19 protein-coding genes are annotated in these 17,712 nt (G+C 72.9%); 9 read left to right on the top strand and 10 right to left on the bottom strand.

Annotated elements, in window-relative coordinates; translation table 11 throughout:
- Nucleotides 1-131 precede the first annotated feature (131 nt).
- A complete protein-coding gene (locus tag QEZ54_RS26440; RefSeq protein WP_281307423.1) occupies nt 132-1,049 on the bottom strand; it encodes a universal stress protein in 918 nt (305 codons plus the stop codon).
- Nucleotides 1,050-1,197: 148 nt separating this feature from the next.
- Here QEZ54_RS26440 and QEZ54_RS26435 point away from each other — a divergent pair, with 148 nt between their 5' ends.
- From QEZ54_RS26435 to QEZ54_RS26420, 4 genes are all read left to right on the top strand, one after another.
- The gene (locus QEZ54_RS26435; RefSeq protein ID WP_281307422.1) at nt 1,198-2,337 is read left to right on the top strand and encodes an acyl-CoA dehydrogenase family protein; all 1,140 of its coding nucleotides are present in this window, start codon (nt 1,198-1,200) and stop codon (nt 2,335-2,337) included.
- A 122-nt stretch (nt 2,338-2,459) separates the two neighbouring features.
- Nucleotides 2,460-2,912 (top strand): cysteine dioxygenase family protein, encoded by a 453-nt coding sequence (locus QEZ54_RS26430; RefSeq protein ID WP_281307421.1) that lies wholly within the window; start codon nt 2,460-2,462, stop codon nt 2,910-2,912.
- Between the two features lie 2 nt (nt 2,913-2,914).
- Nucleotides 2,915-3,331: a rhodanese-like domain-containing protein gene (locus QEZ54_RS26425; protein WP_281307420.1), complete on the top strand. Its 417-nt coding sequence runs from the start codon at nt 2,915-2,917 to the stop codon at nt 3,329-3,331.
- 46 nt (nt 3,332-3,377) lie between these two features.
- Entirely contained in the window at nt 3,378-4,169 is a 792-nt protein-coding gene (locus tag QEZ54_RS26420; RefSeq protein ID WP_281307419.1) for a DUF1684 domain-containing protein, read from the top strand.
- Between the two features lie 48 nt (nt 4,170-4,217).
- On the opposite strand, the gene QEZ54_RS26415 is transcribed toward QEZ54_RS26420, so the two are convergent.
- From QEZ54_RS26415 to QEZ54_RS26400, 4 genes are all read right to left on the bottom strand, one after another.
- Complete coding sequence (locus QEZ54_RS26415; RefSeq protein WP_281307418.1) at nt 4,218-4,460, bottom strand: hypothetical protein; 243 nt, start codon at nt 4,458-4,460, stop codon at nt 4,218-4,220.
- Between the two features lie 196 nt (nt 4,461-4,656).
- Nucleotides 4,657-5,331: an FKBP-type peptidyl-prolyl cis-trans isomerase gene (locus tag QEZ54_RS26410; RefSeq protein ID WP_281307417.1), complete on the bottom strand. Its 675-nt coding sequence runs from the start codon at nt 5,329-5,331 to the stop codon at nt 4,657-4,659.
- Nucleotides 5,332-5,465: 134 nt separating this feature from the next.
- Entirely contained in the window at nt 5,466-6,737 is a 1,272-nt protein-coding gene (locus QEZ54_RS26405) for a serine hydrolase domain-containing protein (protein WP_281307416.1), read from the bottom strand.
- A gap of 147 nt (nt 6,738-6,884) precedes the next feature.
- A complete protein-coding gene (locus QEZ54_RS26400) occupies nt 6,885-7,475 on the bottom strand; it encodes a TetR family transcriptional regulator (RefSeq protein ID WP_281307415.1) in 591 nt (196 codons plus the stop codon).
- Between the two features lie 85 nt (nt 7,476-7,560).
- Here QEZ54_RS26400 and QEZ54_RS26395 point away from each other — a divergent pair, with 85 nt between their 5' ends.
- Nucleotides 7,561-8,706 carry an alkane 1-monooxygenase gene (locus QEZ54_RS26395; RefSeq protein WP_281307414.1) on the top strand — a complete coding sequence of 382 codons (1,146 nt, stop codon included), beginning with the start codon at nt 7,561-7,563 and terminating at the stop codon, nt 8,704-8,706.
- 105 nt (nt 8,707-8,811) lie between these two features.
- Here the strand turns inward: QEZ54_RS26395 and QEZ54_RS26390 are convergent, their stop codons facing one another.
- The 3 genes from QEZ54_RS26390 to QEZ54_RS26380 are packed head-to-tail and all read right to left on the bottom strand — an operon-like array spanning nt 8,812 to nt 12,078.
- Nucleotides 8,812-9,807: a TIGR03842 family LLM class F420-dependent oxidoreductase gene (locus QEZ54_RS26390; RefSeq protein ID WP_281307413.1), complete on the bottom strand. Its 996-nt coding sequence runs from the start codon at nt 9,805-9,807 to the stop codon at nt 8,812-8,814.
- Between the two features lie 17 nt (nt 9,808-9,824).
- On the bottom strand, nt 9,825-11,231 hold the full coding sequence (gene hydA / locus QEZ54_RS26385) for a dihydropyrimidinase (protein WP_281307412.1): 1,407 nt from the start codon (nt 11,229-11,231) through the stop codon (nt 9,825-9,827).
- 10 nt (nt 11,232-11,241) lie between these two features.
- A complete protein-coding gene (locus QEZ54_RS26380) occupies nt 11,242-12,078 on the bottom strand; it encodes a nitrilase-related carbon-nitrogen hydrolase (protein ID WP_281307411.1) in 837 nt (278 codons plus the stop codon).
- A 174-nt stretch (nt 12,079-12,252) separates the two neighbouring features.
- On the opposite strand from QEZ54_RS26380, the gene QEZ54_RS26375 reads away from it, so the two are divergent.
- From QEZ54_RS26375 to QEZ54_RS26365, 3 genes are all read left to right on the top strand, one after another.
- On the top strand, nt 12,253-12,573 hold the full coding sequence (locus tag QEZ54_RS26375) for a hypothetical protein (RefSeq protein WP_281307410.1): 321 nt from the start codon (nt 12,253-12,255) through the stop codon (nt 12,571-12,573).
- A 123-nt stretch (nt 12,574-12,696) separates the two neighbouring features.
- Nucleotides 12,697-14,256 (top strand): amino acid permease, encoded by a 1,560-nt coding sequence (locus tag QEZ54_RS26370; protein WP_281307409.1) that lies wholly within the window; start codon nt 12,697-12,699, stop codon nt 14,254-14,256.
- Between the two features lie 303 nt (nt 14,257-14,559).
- Nucleotides 14,560-14,763 carry a cold-shock protein gene (locus QEZ54_RS26365; RefSeq protein ID WP_217398745.1) on the top strand — a complete coding sequence of 68 codons (204 nt, stop codon included), beginning with the start codon at nt 14,560-14,562 and terminating at the stop codon, nt 14,761-14,763.
- A gap of 57 nt (nt 14,764-14,820) precedes the next feature.
- On the opposite strand, the gene QEZ54_RS26360 is transcribed toward QEZ54_RS26365, so the two are convergent.
- Nucleotides 14,821-15,192 (bottom strand): Mth938-like domain-containing protein, encoded by a 372-nt coding sequence (locus QEZ54_RS26360; protein ID WP_281307408.1) that lies wholly within the window; start codon nt 15,190-15,192, stop codon nt 14,821-14,823.
- A gap of 86 nt (nt 15,193-15,278) precedes the next feature.
- On the opposite strand from QEZ54_RS26360, the gene QEZ54_RS26355 reads away from it, so the two are divergent.
- Nucleotides 15,279-16,985, top strand: coding sequence for a cellulose binding domain-containing protein (locus QEZ54_RS26355; protein WP_281307407.1), 1,707 nt, complete (start codon nt 15,279-15,281; stop codon nt 16,983-16,985).
- Here QEZ54_RS26355 and QEZ54_RS26350 read toward each other — a convergent pair.
- Complete coding sequence (locus QEZ54_RS26350) at nt 16,960-17,646, bottom strand: response regulator transcription factor (protein WP_281307406.1); 687 nt, start codon at nt 17,644-17,646, stop codon at nt 16,960-16,962. The genes QEZ54_RS26355 and QEZ54_RS26350 overlap by 26 nt on opposite strands.
- Nucleotides 17,647-17,712: the final 66 nt, after the last annotated feature.

The following is a 17,712-nucleotide window of genomic DNA, read 5'->3' as shown; positions in this document are numbered from 1 at the left end:
CGGGTGGGCGGCGCGGCGGGTGGGCGGCGCGGCGGGTGGGCGGGAAGGTCCGGGACATGCGGGAAGCCCGGCTTATCTCGATGAGATTTGTCGGGCTTCACTTATTAGAGTAAGTCCGGCATATCCGGACGTCAAGCGGTCGGCGGAGCTGTTTTTCCGTGCTTGGCCCCCTCGTGCGCGACGACCACCGGGCACCCGGCGTGGTGGATCAGCGCCTGGCTGACCGAGCCCAGCAGCAGCCCGCTGAACCCGCCCAGCCCCCGGCAGCCGACCACCACCAGCGCGGCCCCCATCGAGTGCTCGGTCAGCGCGGCCGCCGCCGACGACTCCACCGTCATCCGGTGCGTCTCCACGTGCGGATACCGCTGCCGGTACGGCGCCAGCGCCGTCTCCACCACGCTCTCCTCCTGGGCGCGCAGCGTGTCCATGTCGTAGACGAACGGCATGCCCGCCGCCCCGGTGGTGATCGGGCCGAGCCAGGCGTGCACCGCGGTCACCCCGCTGCCGCGCCGCTCGGCCTCGTCGAAGGCGAACCGCAGCGCGACGTCCGACTCCGCCGAGCCGTCGACGCCGACCACGATCCGGCCGGGCGCCTCGCCCACCGGCGACCGGCCGGCCCGGGCCGACGACCGCACCACGGTCACGCACGAGTTGGCGTGCATGGCGGTCTGCAGGCTGGTCGAGCCGAGCATCAGGTCGTGGAAGCCGCCGTGGCCGCGGCTGCCGACCACCACCATGCCGGCCGTGTCCGACTCGCGGATCAGCGCGTGGGCCGGATCGTCGCGGACCACGGCCGTCTCGACGGCGAGGTCCGGGTAGGCCAGCCGGATCCGGTCGGCGGCGTGCTTGACCAGCTGCCGGGCACCGTCGGGCACGTCGGTCCGGTCGACGTCGTCGCCGAGCCGGGGGCCGTGGTCGTCACCGGCGTACACCAGGCGCAGCGGCAGGCTGCGCAGCTGCGCCTCGGCGGCCGCCCAGTCCAGGGCCTCGACTGAGGCGGGCGAGCCGTCCACGCCGACCACGATCGGTCCGGCCAGTTCGACACCCATCCCAGCCTCCTCCGCCTGACCGCTTGCTTCCACTATGTCCCGTGCCCCACCCCCTCAGCACCGAAACCGCGAGCACCCGCGCGCTGGCCCGGTCGGCGCCCGACAGGACGGTGCGGCGCCGCTGCCTAACGACCGTTAAGCTTGCGGCATGTCCAGCGTTGCCCGGCTGCTTCCCACCCCCGAAGCACATGACCTGCTCGAACTCACCAGCGAACTCGCCGACAAGGAGCTCGCCCCGAACGCCGACGACTACGAGGCGCGCGGCGAGTTCCCCCGCGAACTGATCCGCACCCTCGGCCGCTCCGGCCTGCTCGGCCTGCCCTACTCCGCCGAGTACGGCGGCGCGGAGCAGCCGTACGAGGTCTACCTGCAGGTGCTGGAGATCCTGGCCGGCCGCTGGGTCGGCATCGCCGAGGCCGTCAGCGTGCACACCCTGGCCTGCTACCCGCTGGCGCACCACGGCTCGACCGAGCAGCGGGAGCGGTGGCTGCCCGACCTGATCGGCGGCGAGCTGCTCGGCGCCTACTGCCTGTCCGAGCCCGCGGGCGGCTCCGACGCGGCCAACCTCACCACCAGGGCCGTCCGGGAGGGCGACGACTACGTGGTGACCGGCACCAAGGCGTGGATCACGCACGCGGGCGTCGCCGACTTCTACAACGTCTTCTGCCGTACCGGCGGGCCCGGCCCGAAGGGCATCTCCTGCCTGCTCGCCCCGGCGGACACGCCCGGCCTGAACCCGCAGGCCCGGGAGAAGACCATGGGCCTGCGCGCCTCGCCGGTGGCGCAGGTCGCGCTGGACGGCGCGGTGGTGCCGGCCGGGCGGCTGATCGGCGCCGAGGGCGAGGGCTTCCGGATCGCCATGGGCGCGCTGGACTCGGGCCGCCTGGGCATTGCCGCGTGCGCGGTGGGCCTGGCCCAGGGGGCGCTCGACTACGCCACCGGGTACGCCAAGGAGCGGGTGCAGTTCGGGCGGCCGATCATCGAGATGCAGGGGCTGGGCTTCATGCTCGCCGACGCCGCCACCGAGATCGCCGCGGCGCGGGCGCTGATGCTGCACGCGGCCCGGCTGCGCGACGCGGGCCTGGCGTACTCGACGGAGGCGGCCAAGGCGAAGCTGTTCGCCACCGACATGGCGATGAAGGTGTGCACCGACATGGTGCAGGTGCTCGGCGGCGCCGGCTATGTCGCCGACCACCCGGTCGAGCGGTACTTCCGCGAGGCCAAGGTGCTCCAGATCGTCGAGGGCACCAACCAGATCCAGCGCATGGTGATCGCCCGCTCCCTCTGACGGACCCGCCGCGGTGGTGATCGGCTTTCTGAAACGCCGGTCACCACCGGTCCGCGCGCCGGGTGATCGTGCTAGGGTGACTTCAATTCCTATAAGACCGCTAGGAAATGAAGAGATTGCGCATGAGCGACTTTCTGGAGATCGCGCGCCGCCTCGCGGCCCAGCCGTGGCAGTGGCCGGTGACCGTCCGCTTCGATCCGGCCCAGCGCTGGTACCACCGCATCGCGCTGCACGACGACTACGAGGCCTGGCTGCTGTCCTGGCTGCCCGGCCAGGAGACCGACCTGCACGACCACGGCGGCAGCGCCGGGGCGTTCGCGGTGGTCGCCGGCGAGCTGACCGAGTACACGGTGACCGGCGCGGACGGGGCCGCCCGGCTGCGCGGCACGGCCCTGCCCACCGGCGCGGGGCGGCGGTTCGGGGCGCACCACCTGCATCAGATCGGTAACGCCGGGACGGCGCCCGCGGTGAGTCTGCACGTCTACGGACCGGCCCTGCAGACGATGACGCGCTACCGCATCCAGGATGGACGGTTGCGGGTGGCGGCGGTGGACCGGGCGGGTGCACAGTGGTGAGCGTGGACGAAGCGGTGACCCAGGCGCCGCCCGGATCGCGCGGCATCGACGAGATCCTCGCCGCCGCGCGCGCCGGGCTGGAGCGCCTCGACCCGCCGCAGGCGGCCGCGGCCCGGGACGGCGGCGCCGTCCTGGTCGACATCAGGCCCGCGGCGCAGCGGGCGGCGCACGGGGAGATCCCCGGGGCGCTCATCGTCGAGCGCAACGTGCTCGAGTGGCGGTTCGACCCGCGCAGCGACGCCCGGCTGGGCGTGGCCGACCGCTACGACCTGCCCGTCGTGGTCTTCTGCCAGGAGGGCTACACCTCCTCGCTGGCGGCCGCGGCGCTGCGGGAGCTGGGCCTGTACCGGGCCACGGATCTTGCCGGGGGCTTCGCCGCGTGGCAAGCTGCGGGACTGCCGGTCAGCCTGCCCGGCTGACGGACGCAAAGACTCCACTCCTTACCCCCTGAGGAGCAGTATCGCCATGGTCGTCGATCAGGAGCAGTTGATCCAGGACTGGACCGACTGGCACACCCGGCGCGAGGACGCCCTGCGCCGCCCGTACGGCTGGCTCAGCCTCACCGCCCTGCACTGGCTGGACGCGCAGTCGCAGACGTACCCGCAGGTGCCCGGCCGCTGGAGCGCCGACGCCGACGGCGTGCACCTGCACGCCACCCCCGCCGACGGCCTCACGCACGGCGGGGAGCCCATCGACGGCGAGGTCGTGATGACCCCGCAGGAGGGCGCCGCCGGCCTCACCCTGCTGGTCGGCGACCGGCAGCTCGAGGTGATCCAGCGCGGCGGCTCGTACGCGCTGCGCGTGCGCGACCCGCAGGCCGCCACCCGGCTCGACTTCACCGGGGTGCCGGCGTACGCGCCGAGCCCGCAGTGGGTGATCCCGGCCAGTTTCCGGCCGTACGAGCAGCCGCAGACGGTGGCCGTGGACGCGGTCGTGCCGGGCCTGGTGCACGAGCAGACCGCCACCGGGGTGCTCAGCTTCGACGTCGACGGCGTCGGCTACACGCTGACCGCGTTCGACGGCGGCGAGGGCGAGCTGTCGGTGCTGTTCAAGGACGCCACCAGCGGGATCACCACGCACGCCGGGGCGCGCTCGCTGACCGTCGGCGGCCCCGACGACGAGGGCACGGTGGTGCTGGACTTCAACCGGGCGGTCAACCTGCCGTGCGCGTTCACCGAGTACGGCACGTGCCCGCTGCCGCCGCCGGAGAACGTGCTGCCGCTGGCGGTCGAGGCGGGCGAGCGGCGGGTGCGCTGAGACGCGGCCGGTGCGCCGCCCGGGTGGGCGGCGCACCGCCGACGGTGCTCACCAGTGCGTGCCCGCGTGGCTGTCGGCCGACATGGCGTGGCTGCGCGCCTTCTTGAGCTTGCGCGGCGTGCGCTCCTTCTTGTGCCTGGGCGTGTCGTGGCGGCCGTCGTCGATCGCGGCGAGCTGCTCCAGGTGCTGCTCGTACCCGGTGGCCCGGCGCTTTCGGTGGACCAGCAGGCCTGCTCCGGCGGCCGCGGCGGACAGCAGCGCACCGGCGACCCACGTCGATTTGCGGGGCATCGCGAACACTCCTCCAGCGGCCGGCACGGGCGGCCACCCGCTTGCGCTAGACGCTAGTCCGACTCGCCCGCAAATGAGGAAGATTGCCGGTATCGCGTACCGAACTGCCCCCGCTGGTTTCGGCCCCTGAACGCGGTCTGCGGTCGTGACCCGGGCTTCCAGCCGGGGTCACGACCGCAGATGACGATCTTCCGGGTCAGCCGATCTTGAGGACGTCGACGATGAAGCGCAGCGGGCCGGGGATCTGGCCGTTGTCGCCGTACGCCATCTCCGACGGGATGTCGAGCTGCACCCGGCTGCCGACCTTGACCCCGACCAGGCCCTGGTCCCAGCCCGGGATGACCTGGCCGTTGCCGATGACGGTGGTGAACGCCTGCTTCATGTCCCAGGTCGCCTGGAACTCCTTGCCGTCCTTGTACGTGGCCCCGACGTAGTTGACCGTGATCGAGTCGCCCGCCTTGACGACCGCGCCCTTGCCCTCGACCAGCATCGTCACGCCGAGCTTGGTCAGCGCGGCCTGGTCGCCCTTGGTGATCGCGGGCTTGGTCTTCAGCGCCGGGTCGGCGCCCGCGGGGACCGGCGGGAACTCCCCGGCCGGCTGCTGGGCGGGGTCGGGCTGGGCGCCGGTGCTCTGGGTGGTGCCGTCGGCTGTCGAGGTGAGGCTGCCGTCGTCGGTGCCCCTGGTCGGGAAGACCAGGTACGCGAAGCCGATCAGCGCCAGCACGGCGACGAACAGGCCGACGACGGAGAGGATCCGCTTGCGTCGGGCCGCGGCCTTGGCCTGGACCATCCGCTCCTCACGGCGCTGCGCCTTGGTGGCGCGCCGCGCGGCGGACGGGCCGACGTGCTTCTCCTGGACCTGCTCGCTCATCGTGCTGACATCTCCCGGACGACATGGAAACCGCGCCGGACCGCACGGCTGTGCACACGGTACCGGGCGATCCGGTCGTGGTCACCCCTTGCGCGACATCTGTCCCATGAGCTGCATGGCCCGACGGCGGCCGTTCACGAGCGGACCGACTTCGCCAGCTCGGTGAAGAGCGGGGTCGCCGTGTCGGAGGTCAGCGAGGAGCGGTTGGTCTCCACCACGATGACCGAGCCGGTCTTCGGCTCGTAGAACATGGCCGCGTTGTAGCCCAGGATGGTGCCGTTGTGGCCGAGCCAGCCACCCCAGTCGGCGATGCCGAGGCCGTAGGAGACGCCCGCGTTCGGGGCGATGGGGGTGGTGCGCAGCAGCTCGCGCCGCATGGCCGGCGACAGCAGGCTGCCCTCGGCCAGCGCCTTGGCCCATACCCGCAGGTCGGCGAGGTTGGACACCATCGCCCCGGCGGCCCCGGCGTAGTTCGGGTTGCTGTAGGTGACGTCGCGCAGGTCGGCCAGGCTCGGTCCGGCGGGACTGGGGCTGGGGCTCGCGTTGCGGGCCGGGGCGGCGCCCGGCTGCGGGCTGGGCGCGGGCTGCGGGGCCGGGGTGCCGGGGCGGCTCGGCTCGGGTTCGGCCGGGACCGGCTGCTGCGGGGGCGGCAGCGCGTCGTACCCCCGGGAGAACGGTGCGGGCAGCGTCGAGGTGGCCGGGTACGAGGTGTGGGCCAGGTGCAGCGGCGCGATGATGTGGTCGTCGATCCAGTCCGCGACCGGGCGGCCGGTGATCTTCTCGACCACCTGCTCCAGCAGGATGTAGTTGGTGTCGGAGTAGTGGAACCCCGCCCCGGGGGCGAAGTACGGCTCGTGCGCCCGGGCGATGTCCAGCGCGTCGCGAGCGGTGAACGCCCCCTCCGGGTCCTCGGTGTAGCGCCGGACGAACTCCGGGTCCTCGGTGTAGCTGAACACTCCGGAGGTCATGTTCAGCAGCTGCCGGATCGTGATCGCGTTGCCGTCGGGCCAGTCCACCCAGCGGCTGAGCGGGTCGGCCAGGGTCAGCTTGCCCCGGTCGACCAGCTGCAGCACCGCCGTGGCCGTGAAGGTCTTGGTGATGCTGGCGATGCGGAACCGGTCGGCGGCGTTCAGCGGGTGACCGGTCTCCAGATCGGACACGCCGAGCACGCACACCCAGGCGCCGCGATCCGGTACGAACACCGCCGCGATCAGACCGGGCAGCCCCGCCTGGTCGCGGGTGTAGGTGGCGGCCTGCGCCAGGTCGGCCCGCTGCCGCTCGGTGAAGCCGAGGGCCAGTTGCGGACACTGGTCGGCGGCTGGTGCGCCGCGCGACGGGGACAGGCCCACGGTCAGGGTGAGCACCGCTGCCGCCACGAGCGAGGCCACGATGTGCCAGGTCTTCACCACCCGGTCCCGTCCTGTCAGGCCGCCACCGGGTGCGTTCCGGCGGACGGCCGGTGCTGTCGCCGTCAGTTTACCGGCGGAGCCCGGCGAACGCGGACAAAACGCGAGCGCGGCGCGCGGTCCGATTTGCGCACCGCTGCGGGCGGCTCAGGCGTGCAGCAGGAGCATGACCAGGTCGGCGATGCCCTCGGCGGTCTGCTCGGCCGGCGACAGCGGGAGCACCACGTGGCTGACCACGAGCCGGATGACGGTGTCCACGGCGAAGGCGACGCGCTCGGGGGTCAGGCGGCCGTCGTACGCCGACACCCACTCCAGCAGCGGCACCGCCGCGGTGGCCAGCACCACCTCGGCCCGCGTGGTCAGGTACGCCAGCAGCGGGTCCGCCCCGCCGTGCGACCGGATCGCGGCGACCAGGGTGTTGCGCCGCGCCTCGGTGAGCGCGAACCGGACCGTGGCGGCGATCGCCGCGCGGGTCTGCCCGCCGTGGCCGAACAGGACCTCGCGCAGCCCCGAGGTGAACGCGTCCACCTCTGCCTGGGCCAGCGCGTCGGCCAGCCCCGCCCGGCCGCCGAACTCGTTGTAGACGGTCTGCCGGCTCACCCCGGCCAGCGCCGCGACCTGCGCCATCCGCACCGTGGCCCAGCCCTGGGCGACGGCCAGCTCCCTCGCGGCGCCGACGATCGCGGCGCGGGTGGTGTCGCGTTCGGCCGGTCGCAGCCGGGATAGGCCCTGAATCATCCGATGAGTTTACAGAAAACTCGTGATTGTCAAGTCTCGATGATCATGTGACAGTCGAGGGCACGACACCCCCTCGGAGGCGGACATGAGCGACGCTGCCGCGTGGCGCGACCCCCGCAAGTACCTCTGGCCCCTGGCACTGGTCGTGCCCACGCTCCCGCTGCACGGCTGGCTGCTGTGGCGCGCCGGCCACGACTGGGGCTGGTGGCTGGCCCCGTTCGCCGTCTTCGTCTTCATCCCGACCGTGGACCTGCTCTTCGGCGACACCCGGGACAACCCGCCCGAGCAGGACGTGCCCCGGCTGCAGCGGCTGCGCTACTACCGCGGCCTCACCTACCTCTACCTGCCCCTGCAGTACGTCTCGCTGGTCGTCTGCTGCCACGTGTGGACCCGTGCCGACCTGGGCCCGGTCACCTCGCTCGGCCTGGTGGCCAGCATCGGCATCGTCTCCGGCATCGCCATCAACACCGCGCACGAGCTGGGCCACAAGCGCGAGCGGCTGGAGCGGTGGCTGTCCAAGATCGCCCTGGCGTCCAGCGCGTACGGGCACTTCTACGTCGAGCACAACCGGGGCCACCACGTCCGGGTCGCCACGCCGCAGGACCCGGCCAGCGCCCGGCTGGGGGAGAGCTTCTGGGCGTTCCTGCCGCGTACCGTGCTGGGCAGCCTGCGCTCGGCCTGGCACCTGGAGGCCGAGCGGCACCGGCTGCGCGGGCGCTCCCCGTGGACGGTCCGCAACGACGTGCTCAACGCCTGGGCGATGACCGCCGCGCTGTACGCCGCACTGGTCGCGGTGTTCGGGCCGTACGTGCTGGTGCTGCTGGTCGCGCAGGCGGTGGTCGGGTTCGCGCTGCTGGAGGTCGTCAACTACCTGGAGCACTACGGGCTGGCCCGGCCGCGCAACGCCACCGGGCGCTACGACAAAGTCGACCCGAGGCACAGCTGGAACAGCGACCGGATCGTCACCAACGTCTTCCTGTTCCAGCTGCAGCGGCACAGCGACCACCACGCCAACCCGCTGCGGCGGTACCAGGTGCTGCGCAGCTTCGACAGCTCGCCGCAGCTGCCCGCCGGCTACGCCACGATGATCCTGGCCGCGGTGGTCCCCCCGCTGTGGCGGCGCATCATGGACCGGCGGGTGCTGGCCCACTACGACGGCGACCTCACCCTCGCCAACGTCCACCCGCCCGCCCTGGCGCGCCTGCGCGCCCGCCACCCGTCCCCGGCCTGACCCGTGCGCCCGCGCCGGGCCACGCCCTGTGCAGGCGGGGTAAAGAAGGGGCCCTTCTGCTACGGAAAGCGATAAGAAGGGGCCCTTCCTTACCGCAGGCGGGTTTTAGCGGAGGGCGGGGATGACAGTGGACGCGTAGGCGTCGAGGGTGTGGTCCATGTCGTCGTGCTGGAGGTAGACGGCGAACTGGTCGACGCCGAGTTCCCGCAGCGCGGTCAGTTTGGCGATGTGCGCGTCGGCGGGGCCGAGTACGCAGAAGCGGTCCACGATGGCGTCGGAGACGTAGTCGACGCCGAGGTGCCCGGCCCGGCCGTGCTCGGCGTAGTCGTAGCCCTTGCGCCCGGCGATGTACTCGACCAGGTCGTGCGGCACCGCGCCGGTGTCGCCGTAGCGGCGCACGATGTCGGCGATGTGGTTGCCGACCATGCCGCCGAACCAGCGGGTCTGCTCGCGCTGGTGGGCCAGGTCGTCGCCGACGTACGCGGGGGCGGCCACGCAGATCTTGATCGAGAGCGGGTCGCGCCCGGCCCGCTCGGCGGCCCGGCGGACGGCGGCGATCATCCAGGCGGTGATGTCCAGGTCGGCCAGCTGCAGGATGTACCCGTCGGCGACCTCGCCGGTCAGCGCGAGCGCCTTCGGGCCGTACGCGGCGACCCAGACCTCCAGCGCGGAGTCCTTCACCCACGGCAGCTGCAGATCCGTGCCGCGGAAGCGGACGGAGCGCCCGTTGGCCAGCTCGCGGATCACCTGGACCGACTCGCGCAGGTGCGACAGGTCGATCGGGGGCAGGCCCAGGGTGCGCACCGCCGAGTCGCCGCGGCCGATGCCGCAGACGGTGCGGTTGCCGTACAGCTCGTTGAGGGTGGCGAAGGTGCTGGCGGTGACGGTGGCGTCGCGGGTGCCCGGGTTGGTCACCATCGGCCCGACCACGACCCGCTCGGTGGCGGCCAGGATCGCGCTGTACACCACGTACGGCTCCTGCCACAGCACGTGCGAGTCGAACGACCACACGTGGCTGAACCCGCCCGCCTCCGCCCGCCGCGCCAGCTCCACGATCCGCCGCGCGGGCGGGTCCAGCTGGAACACCACTCCGACGTCCACCGTGTCCCCCGATCTCTTCAGCGCAGGTAGGTCGACAGCCCGCGCGGCTGGTAGCGGCCGTGCCCGGCGCGCCCGTGGTACTGCCCGTGCTCCAGCAGCACCCGGCCGCGCGAGAGCACCGCCGCGACCCGGCCGGCGACCTCGAACCCCTCGTACGCGGAGTGGTCCATGTTCATGTGGTGGGTCTGGGTGCTGATGCGGGTGCGGCCGTGCGGGTCGTACACGACGATGTCGGCGTCGGAGCCCGGCGCCAGCACGCCCTTGCGCGGGTAGAGGCCGAACATGCGCGCGGGCGTGGTGGCCAGCGTCTCGACCCAGCGGGCCAGCGACAGCTTGCCGTCGACGACGCCCTGGTAGAGCAGGTCGACGCGGTGCTCGACGCCGCCGATGCCGTTGGGGATCTTCGAGAAGTCGCCCAGGCCCAGCTCCTTCTGCTCCTTGAAGCAGAACGGGCAGTGGTCGGTGGAGACCACGGCCAGGTCGTTGGTGCGCAGGCCGCGCCACAGGTCGCGGTGGTGCGGCTCGGTGCGGGTACGCAGCGGCGTGGAGCAGACCCACTTGGCGCCCTCGAAGCCGGGGGCGCCGAGCTGGTCCTCCAGGGTGAGGTAGAGGTACTGCGGGCAGGTCTCGGCGAAGACGTTGCGCCCCTGCTCGCGCGCGTGCGACACGGCCGCCAGGGCGGGCGAGGCGGACAGGTGCACGATGTAGAGCGGGGTGTCGCCCGCGACGTCGGCCAGCGAGATCGCCCGCCGGGTCGCCTCGGCCTCCAGCTCGGCGGGCCGGGTGAGGCCGTGGTGGATCGGCTCGGTCTCGCCGCGGTCCAGGGCCTGGCGCACCAGCACGTCGATGGCCAGGCCGTTCTCGGCGTGCATCATGATCATGGTGCCGTCGCGGCGGGCCTGCTGCATGGCGCGCAGGATCTGGCCGTCGTCGCTGAAGAACACGCCCGGGTACGCCATGAACAGCTTGAAGCTGGTCACGCCCTCGCGGGCGGCCAGATGGGCCATCGCCCGCAGCGCCTCGTCGTCCACCCCGCCGACGATCATGTGGAAGCCGTAGTCGATGTGGCAGTTGCCGTCGGCCTTGGCGTGCCAGGCGGCCAGCCCGTCGCGCACGTCCTCACCGGTGCGCTGCACCGCGAAGTCGATGATCGTGGTGGTGCCGCCGTACGCGGCGGCCCGGGTGCCGGTCTCGAAGGTGTCCGAGGCCGCCGTGCCGCCGAACGGCAGCTCCATGTGCGTGTGCACGTCGACGCCGCCCGGGATGACGTACCGGTCGGTCGCGTCGACGATCCGGGCGTCGGGCAGGGCCGGGGTGTGGTCGGGCTCGAACAGGGCGGCGATCCGCTCGCCCTCCACCAGCACGTCCGCCGGGTACACGCCGGTGGCCGTCACCACCGTGCCGCCCTTGACCAGCAGGGACATGACCGGCCCCCTACGCCTGGGTGAGCGGGTCGTAGGCGTCGGGGCGCCGGTCGCGGTAGAACTGCCACCGGTCGCGCACCTCGGCGAGCAGGTCCAGGTCCAGGTCGCGCACCACCAGCTCGGGCGCGTGCCCGTCGGCGGCCGCGCCGACCAGCTGCCCCTGCGGGTCGACGAAGTACGAGGTGCCGTAGAAGTCGTTGTCGCCGTACTCCTCGACGCCGACCCGGTTGATCGCGCCGATGAAGTACTCGTTGGCCACCGCCGCGGCGGGCTGCTCCAGCTGCCACAGGTACGACGAGAGCCCCCGGCTGGTCGCCGACGGGTTGAACACCAGCTGCGCCCCGGCCAGCCCGAGCGCCCGCCAGCCCTCCGGGAAGTGCCGGTCGTAGCAGATGTAGACGCCGACCCGGCCGACGGCGGTGTCGAACACCGGGTAGCCGAGGTTGCCGGGGCGGAAGTAGAACTTCTCCCAGAAGCCCTTGAGCTGCGGGATGTGCGTCTTGCGGTACTTGCCGAGGTAGCGGCCGTCGGCGTCGATGACGGCGGCGGTGTTGTAGAGGACGCCGGGCTGCTCCTGCTCGTACACCGGCAGGATGACGACCAGCCGCAGCTGCCGGGCCAGCTCCTGGAACCGCTCGACCGTCGGGCCGGGGACCGCCTCGGCGTAGGCGTAGAACTGCGGGTCCTGCACCTGGCAGAAGTAGGGGCCGTAGAACAGCTCCTGGAAGCAGATGACCTGGGCGCCCTGGGCGGCGGCCTGGCGCGCGTACTCCTCGTGCGCCTGGATCATGGATTCCTTGTCGCCGGTCCAGCCGGTCTGGACCAGCGCGGCGCGGATCAGCGGCATGGGCGCCCTCCTGCTCGGCGGCTCGGGATGAGCCGGTAATCCAGGTAAGCAGAACCGGGCGCCCGGTATGTGATGACAGGCCGGATATGTACCCACAATCTGCTCTGCGGCCGGGCGCCGGCCCGCCGGAAACAGGGCAGCGTGAACCGGTGCCCGTATCGCACAATGCGCGGTATGACAGCCCCGCAGAGCGAACTCCCCGAGTGGATGCGCAACCCCGGCGCGCCGACCCGCACCACCCTGCGCTGGCGCGTCTCGCGCTGGTTCCGCGGTCTGCGCTGGTGGCGCGCGGTGGCCGGGGTGTACTGGCGCTGGGCCGACCGCACCCGGCTGGGCCAGCGCTACCCGAAGACCGCCGCGGCGCTCGGCTGGTTCCTGACCTTCGCGATCACCATGGTCCTGGTGGCCGTCGTCTACCGCCTGTACGCCGGCTACGGCCTGCCCGAACAGGGCATCCCGGGCCTGCCCGCGCCCAGCCCGTCGACCGGCGGCTGAGGCGGCCGGGCCTAGCACCCGGCGCGCGAAGGCGGAAGCGTCTCAACGGGGTATTGCCATGTATCACTGGCAGGCGAAGACTCTGCGCAACGCTCAGCCGCGCTGACCAGCCAGGGAGCCGCCATGACCGAGCCCGCGCCGTCCACCGTCGACGCCGATTCCGCCCGGTTGGCGGAGCTCGGCTACAAGCAGGAGCTGCACCGGGGTTGGAGCGGGTTCTCCAACTTCGCCATCTCGTTCTCGATCATCTCGATCCTGGCCGGGTGCTTCACCACCTTCGGCCAGGCCTGGATGAACGGCGGCCCCATCGCCATCTCCTGGGGCTGGCCCATCATCTCGGCGTTCATCCTGGTCATCGGGCTGTGCCTGGCCGAGCTGGTCTCGGCGTACCCGACCGCCGGCGGCATCTACTGGTGGGCCGCCACCCTGGGCAGGCCGGTGCACGGCTGGTTCACCGGCTGGTTCAACCTGATCGGCCTGGTCGCGGTGACAGCGTCGGTCGACTACGGCTGCGCGACGTTCCTGAACCTGGTGCTGGCCAACACGGTCGACGGCTGGGCGGGCACCTTCCACCAGGCCTTCGGGCTGTTCGTGGTGATCCTGGTGCTGCACGCCCTGATCAACATCTTCGGCGCGCGGATCATCGACCTGCTCCAGAACGTCTCGGTGTGGTGGCACGTCGTCGGCGTGGTGGCGGTCGTCGCCATCCTGATCGCGGTGCCGAGCAGGCACCAGAGCGCCTCGTTCGTCTTCACCGACACGGTCAACGCCAACGGGCTGTTCGCCGACAACTCCTCCGGCCTGGGCTTCTGGCTGTACGTGCTGCCCCTGGGCGGCCTGCTCACGCAGTACACCATCACCGGGTTCGACGCCTGCGCGCACGTGGCCGAGGAGACCAAGGGCGCCGCCCTGAACGCGGCCAAGGCGCTGTGGCGCTCCATCTTCTACTCGGCCGTCGGCGGCTGGATCCTGCTGCTGGCTTTCCTGTTCGCGGTGCAGAACCCGGCCGAGCTGACCGAGGACTACGGGTTCGTCGGGTCGCTGCTGCAGGGGGCGCTGTCGGCCGGGTACTTCAAGGCCGTCATCATCATCTCGACGGTCGGCCAGTTCTTCTGCGGCATGAGCTGCGTCACGTCGATGAGCCGGATGACGTACGCGTTCAGTCGCGACGGGGCGGTGCCCGGGTGGCGGCTGTGGACCCGGCTGGACCGCAACGGCACCCCCGTCTGGGCGGTCGTGGCCGGGTGCGTGGCGGGCATGCTGCTGACCCTGCCCGCGCTGTACCAGAAGGACGGCGTCCCGATCGCCTTCTACGCCGTCGTCTCCGTCGCCGTGATCGGCCTCTACCTGGCCTTCCTCATCCCGATCGTGCTGCGCCTGCGGGCCGGCGACCGCTTCGTCCCCGGCCCGTGGACCCTCGGGCGGCGCTACAAGGTGCTCGGCTGGATCGCCGCCGTCGAGATCATTGTGATCTCGGTCTACTTCATCCTGCCGACGGTGCCGGCGGGCGTGCCGTTCAGCGACGGCTTCGACTGGGCCGCGGTCAACTACGCGCCGATCGCGGTCGGCAGCGTGATGGCGCTGATCGGGCTGTGGTGGGTGCTGTCGGCCCGAAAGTGGTTCACCGGCCCCCGCCGTACCGTCGACGTCCCCGCCGAGCCGACGCTCGCCGACGCGCCCTGATCCCGATTTTCGCGCCCGGGCGCGGCGCGGCGGGACCCCGCCCGCCGCGCCCGCGCGATCGGCCAGTTCAGGCCGCTGGTGCGGGCGCCGGGTCCGGCCGGGTACTGTCACCCGGTGGGGCCGCGATTTTCGACACGTGGCACGCTTTCCCCACAGGGTTGCGGATTCGTGTTACATTCGCCCCGTTATAGCCATCACCTCCCGTATACCCGACCGAGCGCCCGCGGGGAAACCGACCCGGGCGCCGTCTGCGCTGCGGGCAGGCGAAGGCGAAACAAGCAGCCTCAACAAGGAGTATCAGACATGGCTGTCGGCACCGTGAAATGGTTCAACGCGGAAAAGGGCTTCGGCTTCATCACCCCTGACGGCGGGGGCGCGGACGTGTTCGCCCACTTCTCCGCCATCCAGTCCAGCGGCTACCGCAGCCTGGATGAGAACCAGCGGGTCGAGTTCGAGATCACCCAGGGGCAGAAGGGCCCGCAGGCGGCCAACATCCGCCCGCTCTGACCCCCGCGAGAGCCGGGTGGGCGCGTTCCCCGCGCCCACCCGGCTCCTCTTCATCCGTCAGCAGGTGGAGTGGATGAGGGCGCCGACCGGGGTGCCCGCGGCGGCCAGGTCGTTGTAGCGGCGCACCGCCTCCTCGGTCTGCACGATGTGGACCTCGACGCCCTGGTCCAGCAGCGCCCGCTCCGTCTCGGGCATCACATGCAGGCGCAGGTCCATGCCCCGGGACAGCACGATCACGGTGGCTCCGGCGCTGACCAGGTCCGCCACGTCGGCGGGCTGCACGCCGGGGAAGTGGTGGGTGCCGGTGGCGCCCCAGTCCCACTCGCGCGCTCCGCCCGGGTACAGCATCACGTCGCGGAAGCGGCCCACGCCCGCGACCTCCACGATGCCCCAGGCGATCGAGACGACCTTCGGTGACTCCGTTGTCATGGCGCGCATTCTGGCATGCGGGCGCAGCCGCCGCGCGCCACGTCCGTCTAAACTCCACGAGCCGACGGGACGGCTGGGGAGGGTTCATGGCACGCCGCTGGGTCGGTCGCGGTGAGCCCGCGTCCTGGCTGGCCGTCACGCTCGCCGCGGCGCGCGCGGCCGCGCTGACCACCGGTCTTCTCCTGGTATGGCCACCCGACGGCCTCGCCTGGCTCATCCCCGGCACCCTCACCGGCCTGCTCGCCGCCCTCTGCCTGCGGCTGCCCCGCGCCGGGATGCTGCCGGCGGTGCTGGTCGTCGCCGATACGGCCCTCGCGGTGACGGCGGTCGGGGTGGTCGGCGGCACGGCGGCGGCAGCGGTGGCGGTCGGCGCGGCGGCGCTCGGCGGTGCCGCGTACCCGCTGCGGGGCGTCGTCCTGGCGCTGCTCGGCACAGCCGTGGTCGCCGCGACGGCGCCCGACCCGGTCGTGCTGGTCGGCATGCCGGTCGCGGCGGCGGCGACCGCCGCGGCGGCGCTGCTGTGGCGCGGCGCGCGGGCCCGGGTAGCCCGCGACCGGCTCGACGCGCGCGCCGAGGCGGTGGCGGCGGAGCGGGCCCGGGTCGCCCGAGAGATGCACGACTCGCTCAGCAAGACGCTGGACGCGATCGCGCTCGGGGCGGCGGCGCTGCCGCAGACGCTGGCCGAACCCGACCGGGCCACCCGGCTGGCCGAGGTGCTGCGCGACGGCACGCTGAACGCGGCCCGCGATGCCCGCGCCATCATCGACGGCCTGCGCGCGCACCCCGCCGACGCGCCCCTGCCCGAGGTGGTCCGGGCGATCGCGGGCCAGTGGTCCGCCGAGACCGGCATCGCGCTGGAACTGGACCTGGCGCCGGTCGACGCCGATCCGCAGACGGCCGTCGACCTGTGCTGGATCCTGCGTGAGGCGCTGCGCAACACCGCCCGGCACGCCGGGGCCGGCCGGGTGGTGGTCCGGCTCGGCCGCGACGGCTCCGACGTGCTGCTGGCGGTGGCCGACGACGGCACCGGGATCACCGACCCGTCGGCGGGACGCTACGGCCTGGTCGGCATGGCCGAGCGGGCCGCGGGCGGCGGCGGACGTCTCGAGGTGACCGCGGCAACCGGGGGCGGCACCCTGGTCAGCGCCCGGATGCCGGCCCAGCCGCCGCGACTGCCGCCCCTGGTGGCGGGCATGTCCCGCCCGGTACGCGTGGCCGCGCTGGCGGCGGTCGCGCTGCTGGCGGCCGCGTCGACGGTCGCGCTGGCCGAGCGGGAGGCGCCCCTGCCGGCGGTCGCTGCGCCGACCCCCACCCCGACCCCGACCGGGGCGGCGGCTCCGGAGCCGCCGCCGTCCGCGACGGGCACCCGTACCCCGGCGGTCGGGGCCTCCGCGCGCCCCACGACCGGTGCTGTGCCGCGGCCGAGCGCGTCGGCGGGGCGCGGCCCGTCCGCGGCGGCCGAACCGCCGACGGCGGGCGCCTGCCGCGTCCGCTACAGCAAGCGCAACGAGTGGAATCCGGGGTTCATCGCCGACGTCACCGTCACCAACACCGGCGCCACCACTTTCGACGGCTGGACCGTGCTGTTCTCGTTCACCGCCGGGCAGCGGCTGACCAGCGGCTGGTCGGCGACGGTGAGTCAGAGCGGCGAGCGGATCACCGCCAACGACGGCGGCAACCATCCGGTGCTGGCCCCGGGCGAGACGGTCACGTTCGGCGTGCAGGGCACCTGGTCGGGCGCCAATCCGGCGCCGCCCGCGTTCACCCTCAACGGGGTGCGGTGCGCGGCCTGACCGGCCGACCCGCCAGCCAGACTCCGGTGGCCTGGGCCCGGTTGCGTACGCCCAGCTTGCGGTAGACCCGGCTGACCTGGTTGCGGACCGTCTTCTCGGCCAGCCCCAGCGCGGCCGCGATCTGGGTGTTGGAGTCGCCGCCGACCAGCAGCCGGATGACCTCACGCTCCCGCCGGGTCAGCTCCGGCCGATCCGGGACGGGGTCCGGCCCGGGGCGGCGCAGGTGGCCGACGACCGCGGCCACGGCGCCCGGCGACAGGCGGCTCTGGCCGTGCGCGGTAGCGTGGACGGCGTCGAGCAGCTCCCAGCGGGTGAACTGGCCCTCGACGAGCACGCTGCACGCGCCCGCCCGCAGCCAGGCGACCGCGTCGACGTGGGACGTGCTCGCGATGAGCAGGCACGGCACCCGGGACACCAGCGGCGAGAGCGCGGCCAGCTCCCACAGCGGCTCGGCGCTGTGCAGCAGCACCAGGTCGGCCGCGGGGTACCCGGCCCCGACGCGTTCTGACTGCTCGGGCAGGGCGACCACGGTCGCGGCCGAGCCGACGACCGCGGCGAACTCCTGCGGCCTGGCGCTGATCACCAGCATGCGCGGCGCGGTGGGTGCGCCCGGCTGCGCGAGGACAGCCGGGCGCGGCGCGCGCCCCTCCCACCCGGACACCTGTCACCTCGTCGTGTCGGTACGGCCGCGCCTGCCCGGACGGTCGCGGTCACCCACGACAGCGGG

Source organism: Catellatospora sp. KI3 (assembly GCF_029948125.1).
Classification (GTDB): domain Bacteria; phylum Actinomycetota; class Actinomycetes; order Mycobacteriales; family Micromonosporaceae; genus Catellatospora.
Note: the sequence above shows the minus strand (reverse complement) of the source record. Positions and strands in the feature narration are given on the sequence as shown.

What these genes read in the sequence shown, in the direction of transcription:
- QEZ54_RS26440 (WP_281307423.1), bottom strand. Translation starts at nt 1,049, where the DNA reads ATGGGTGTCGAACTGGCCGGACCGATCGTGGTCGGCGTGGACGGCTCG.
- QEZ54_RS26375 (WP_281307410.1), top strand. Translation starts at nt 12,253, where the DNA reads ATGACAGCCCCGCAGAGCGAACTCCCCGAGTGGATGCGCAACCCCGGC.
- QEZ54_RS26410 (WP_281307417.1), bottom strand. Translation starts at nt 5,331, where the DNA reads ATGAGCGAGCAGGTCCAGGAGAAGCACGTCGGCCCGTCCGCCGCGCGG.
- QEZ54_RS26365 (WP_217398745.1), top strand. Translation starts at nt 14,560, where the DNA reads ATGGCTGTCGGCACCGTGAAATGGTTCAACGCGGAAAAGGGCTTCGGC.
- QEZ54_RS26395 (WP_281307414.1), top strand. Translation starts at nt 7,561, where the DNA reads ATGAGCGACGCTGCCGCGTGGCGCGACCCCCGCAAGTACCTCTGGCCC.
- QEZ54_RS26360 (WP_281307408.1), bottom strand. Translation starts at nt 15,192, where the DNA reads ATGACAACGGAGTCACCGAAGGTCGTCTCGATCGCCTGGGGCATCGTG.
- QEZ54_RS26420 (WP_281307419.1), top strand. Translation starts at nt 3,378, where the DNA reads ATGGTCGTCGATCAGGAGCAGTTGATCCAGGACTGGACCGACTGGCAC.
- QEZ54_RS26430 (WP_281307421.1), top strand. Translation starts at nt 2,460, where the DNA reads ATGAGCGACTTTCTGGAGATCGCGCGCCGCCTCGCGGCCCAGCCGTGG.
- QEZ54_RS26380 (WP_281307411.1), bottom strand. Translation starts at nt 12,078, where the DNA reads ATGCCGCTGATCCGCGCCGCGCTGGTCCAGACCGGCTGGACCGGCGAC.
- QEZ54_RS26400 (WP_281307415.1), bottom strand. Translation starts at nt 7,475, where the DNA reads ATGATTCAGGGCCTATCCCGGCTGCGACCGGCCGAACGCGACACCACC.
- QEZ54_RS26435 (WP_281307422.1), top strand. Translation starts at nt 1,198, where the DNA reads ATGTCCAGCGTTGCCCGGCTGCTTCCCACCCCCGAAGCACATGACCTG.
- QEZ54_RS26370 (WP_281307409.1), top strand. Translation starts at nt 12,697, where the DNA reads ATGACCGAGCCCGCGCCGTCCACCGTCGACGCCGATTCCGCCCGGTTG.
- QEZ54_RS26415 (WP_281307418.1), bottom strand. Translation starts at nt 4,460, where the DNA reads ATGCCCCGCAAATCGACGTGGGTCGCCGGTGCGCTGCTGTCCGCCGCG.
- hydA (WP_281307412.1), bottom strand. Translation starts at nt 11,231, where the DNA reads ATGTCCCTGCTGGTCAAGGGCGGCACGGTGGTGACGGCCACCGGCGTG.
- QEZ54_RS26355 (WP_281307407.1), top strand. Translation starts at nt 15,279, where the DNA reads ATGGCACGCCGCTGGGTCGGTCGCGGTGAGCCCGCGTCCTGGCTGGCC.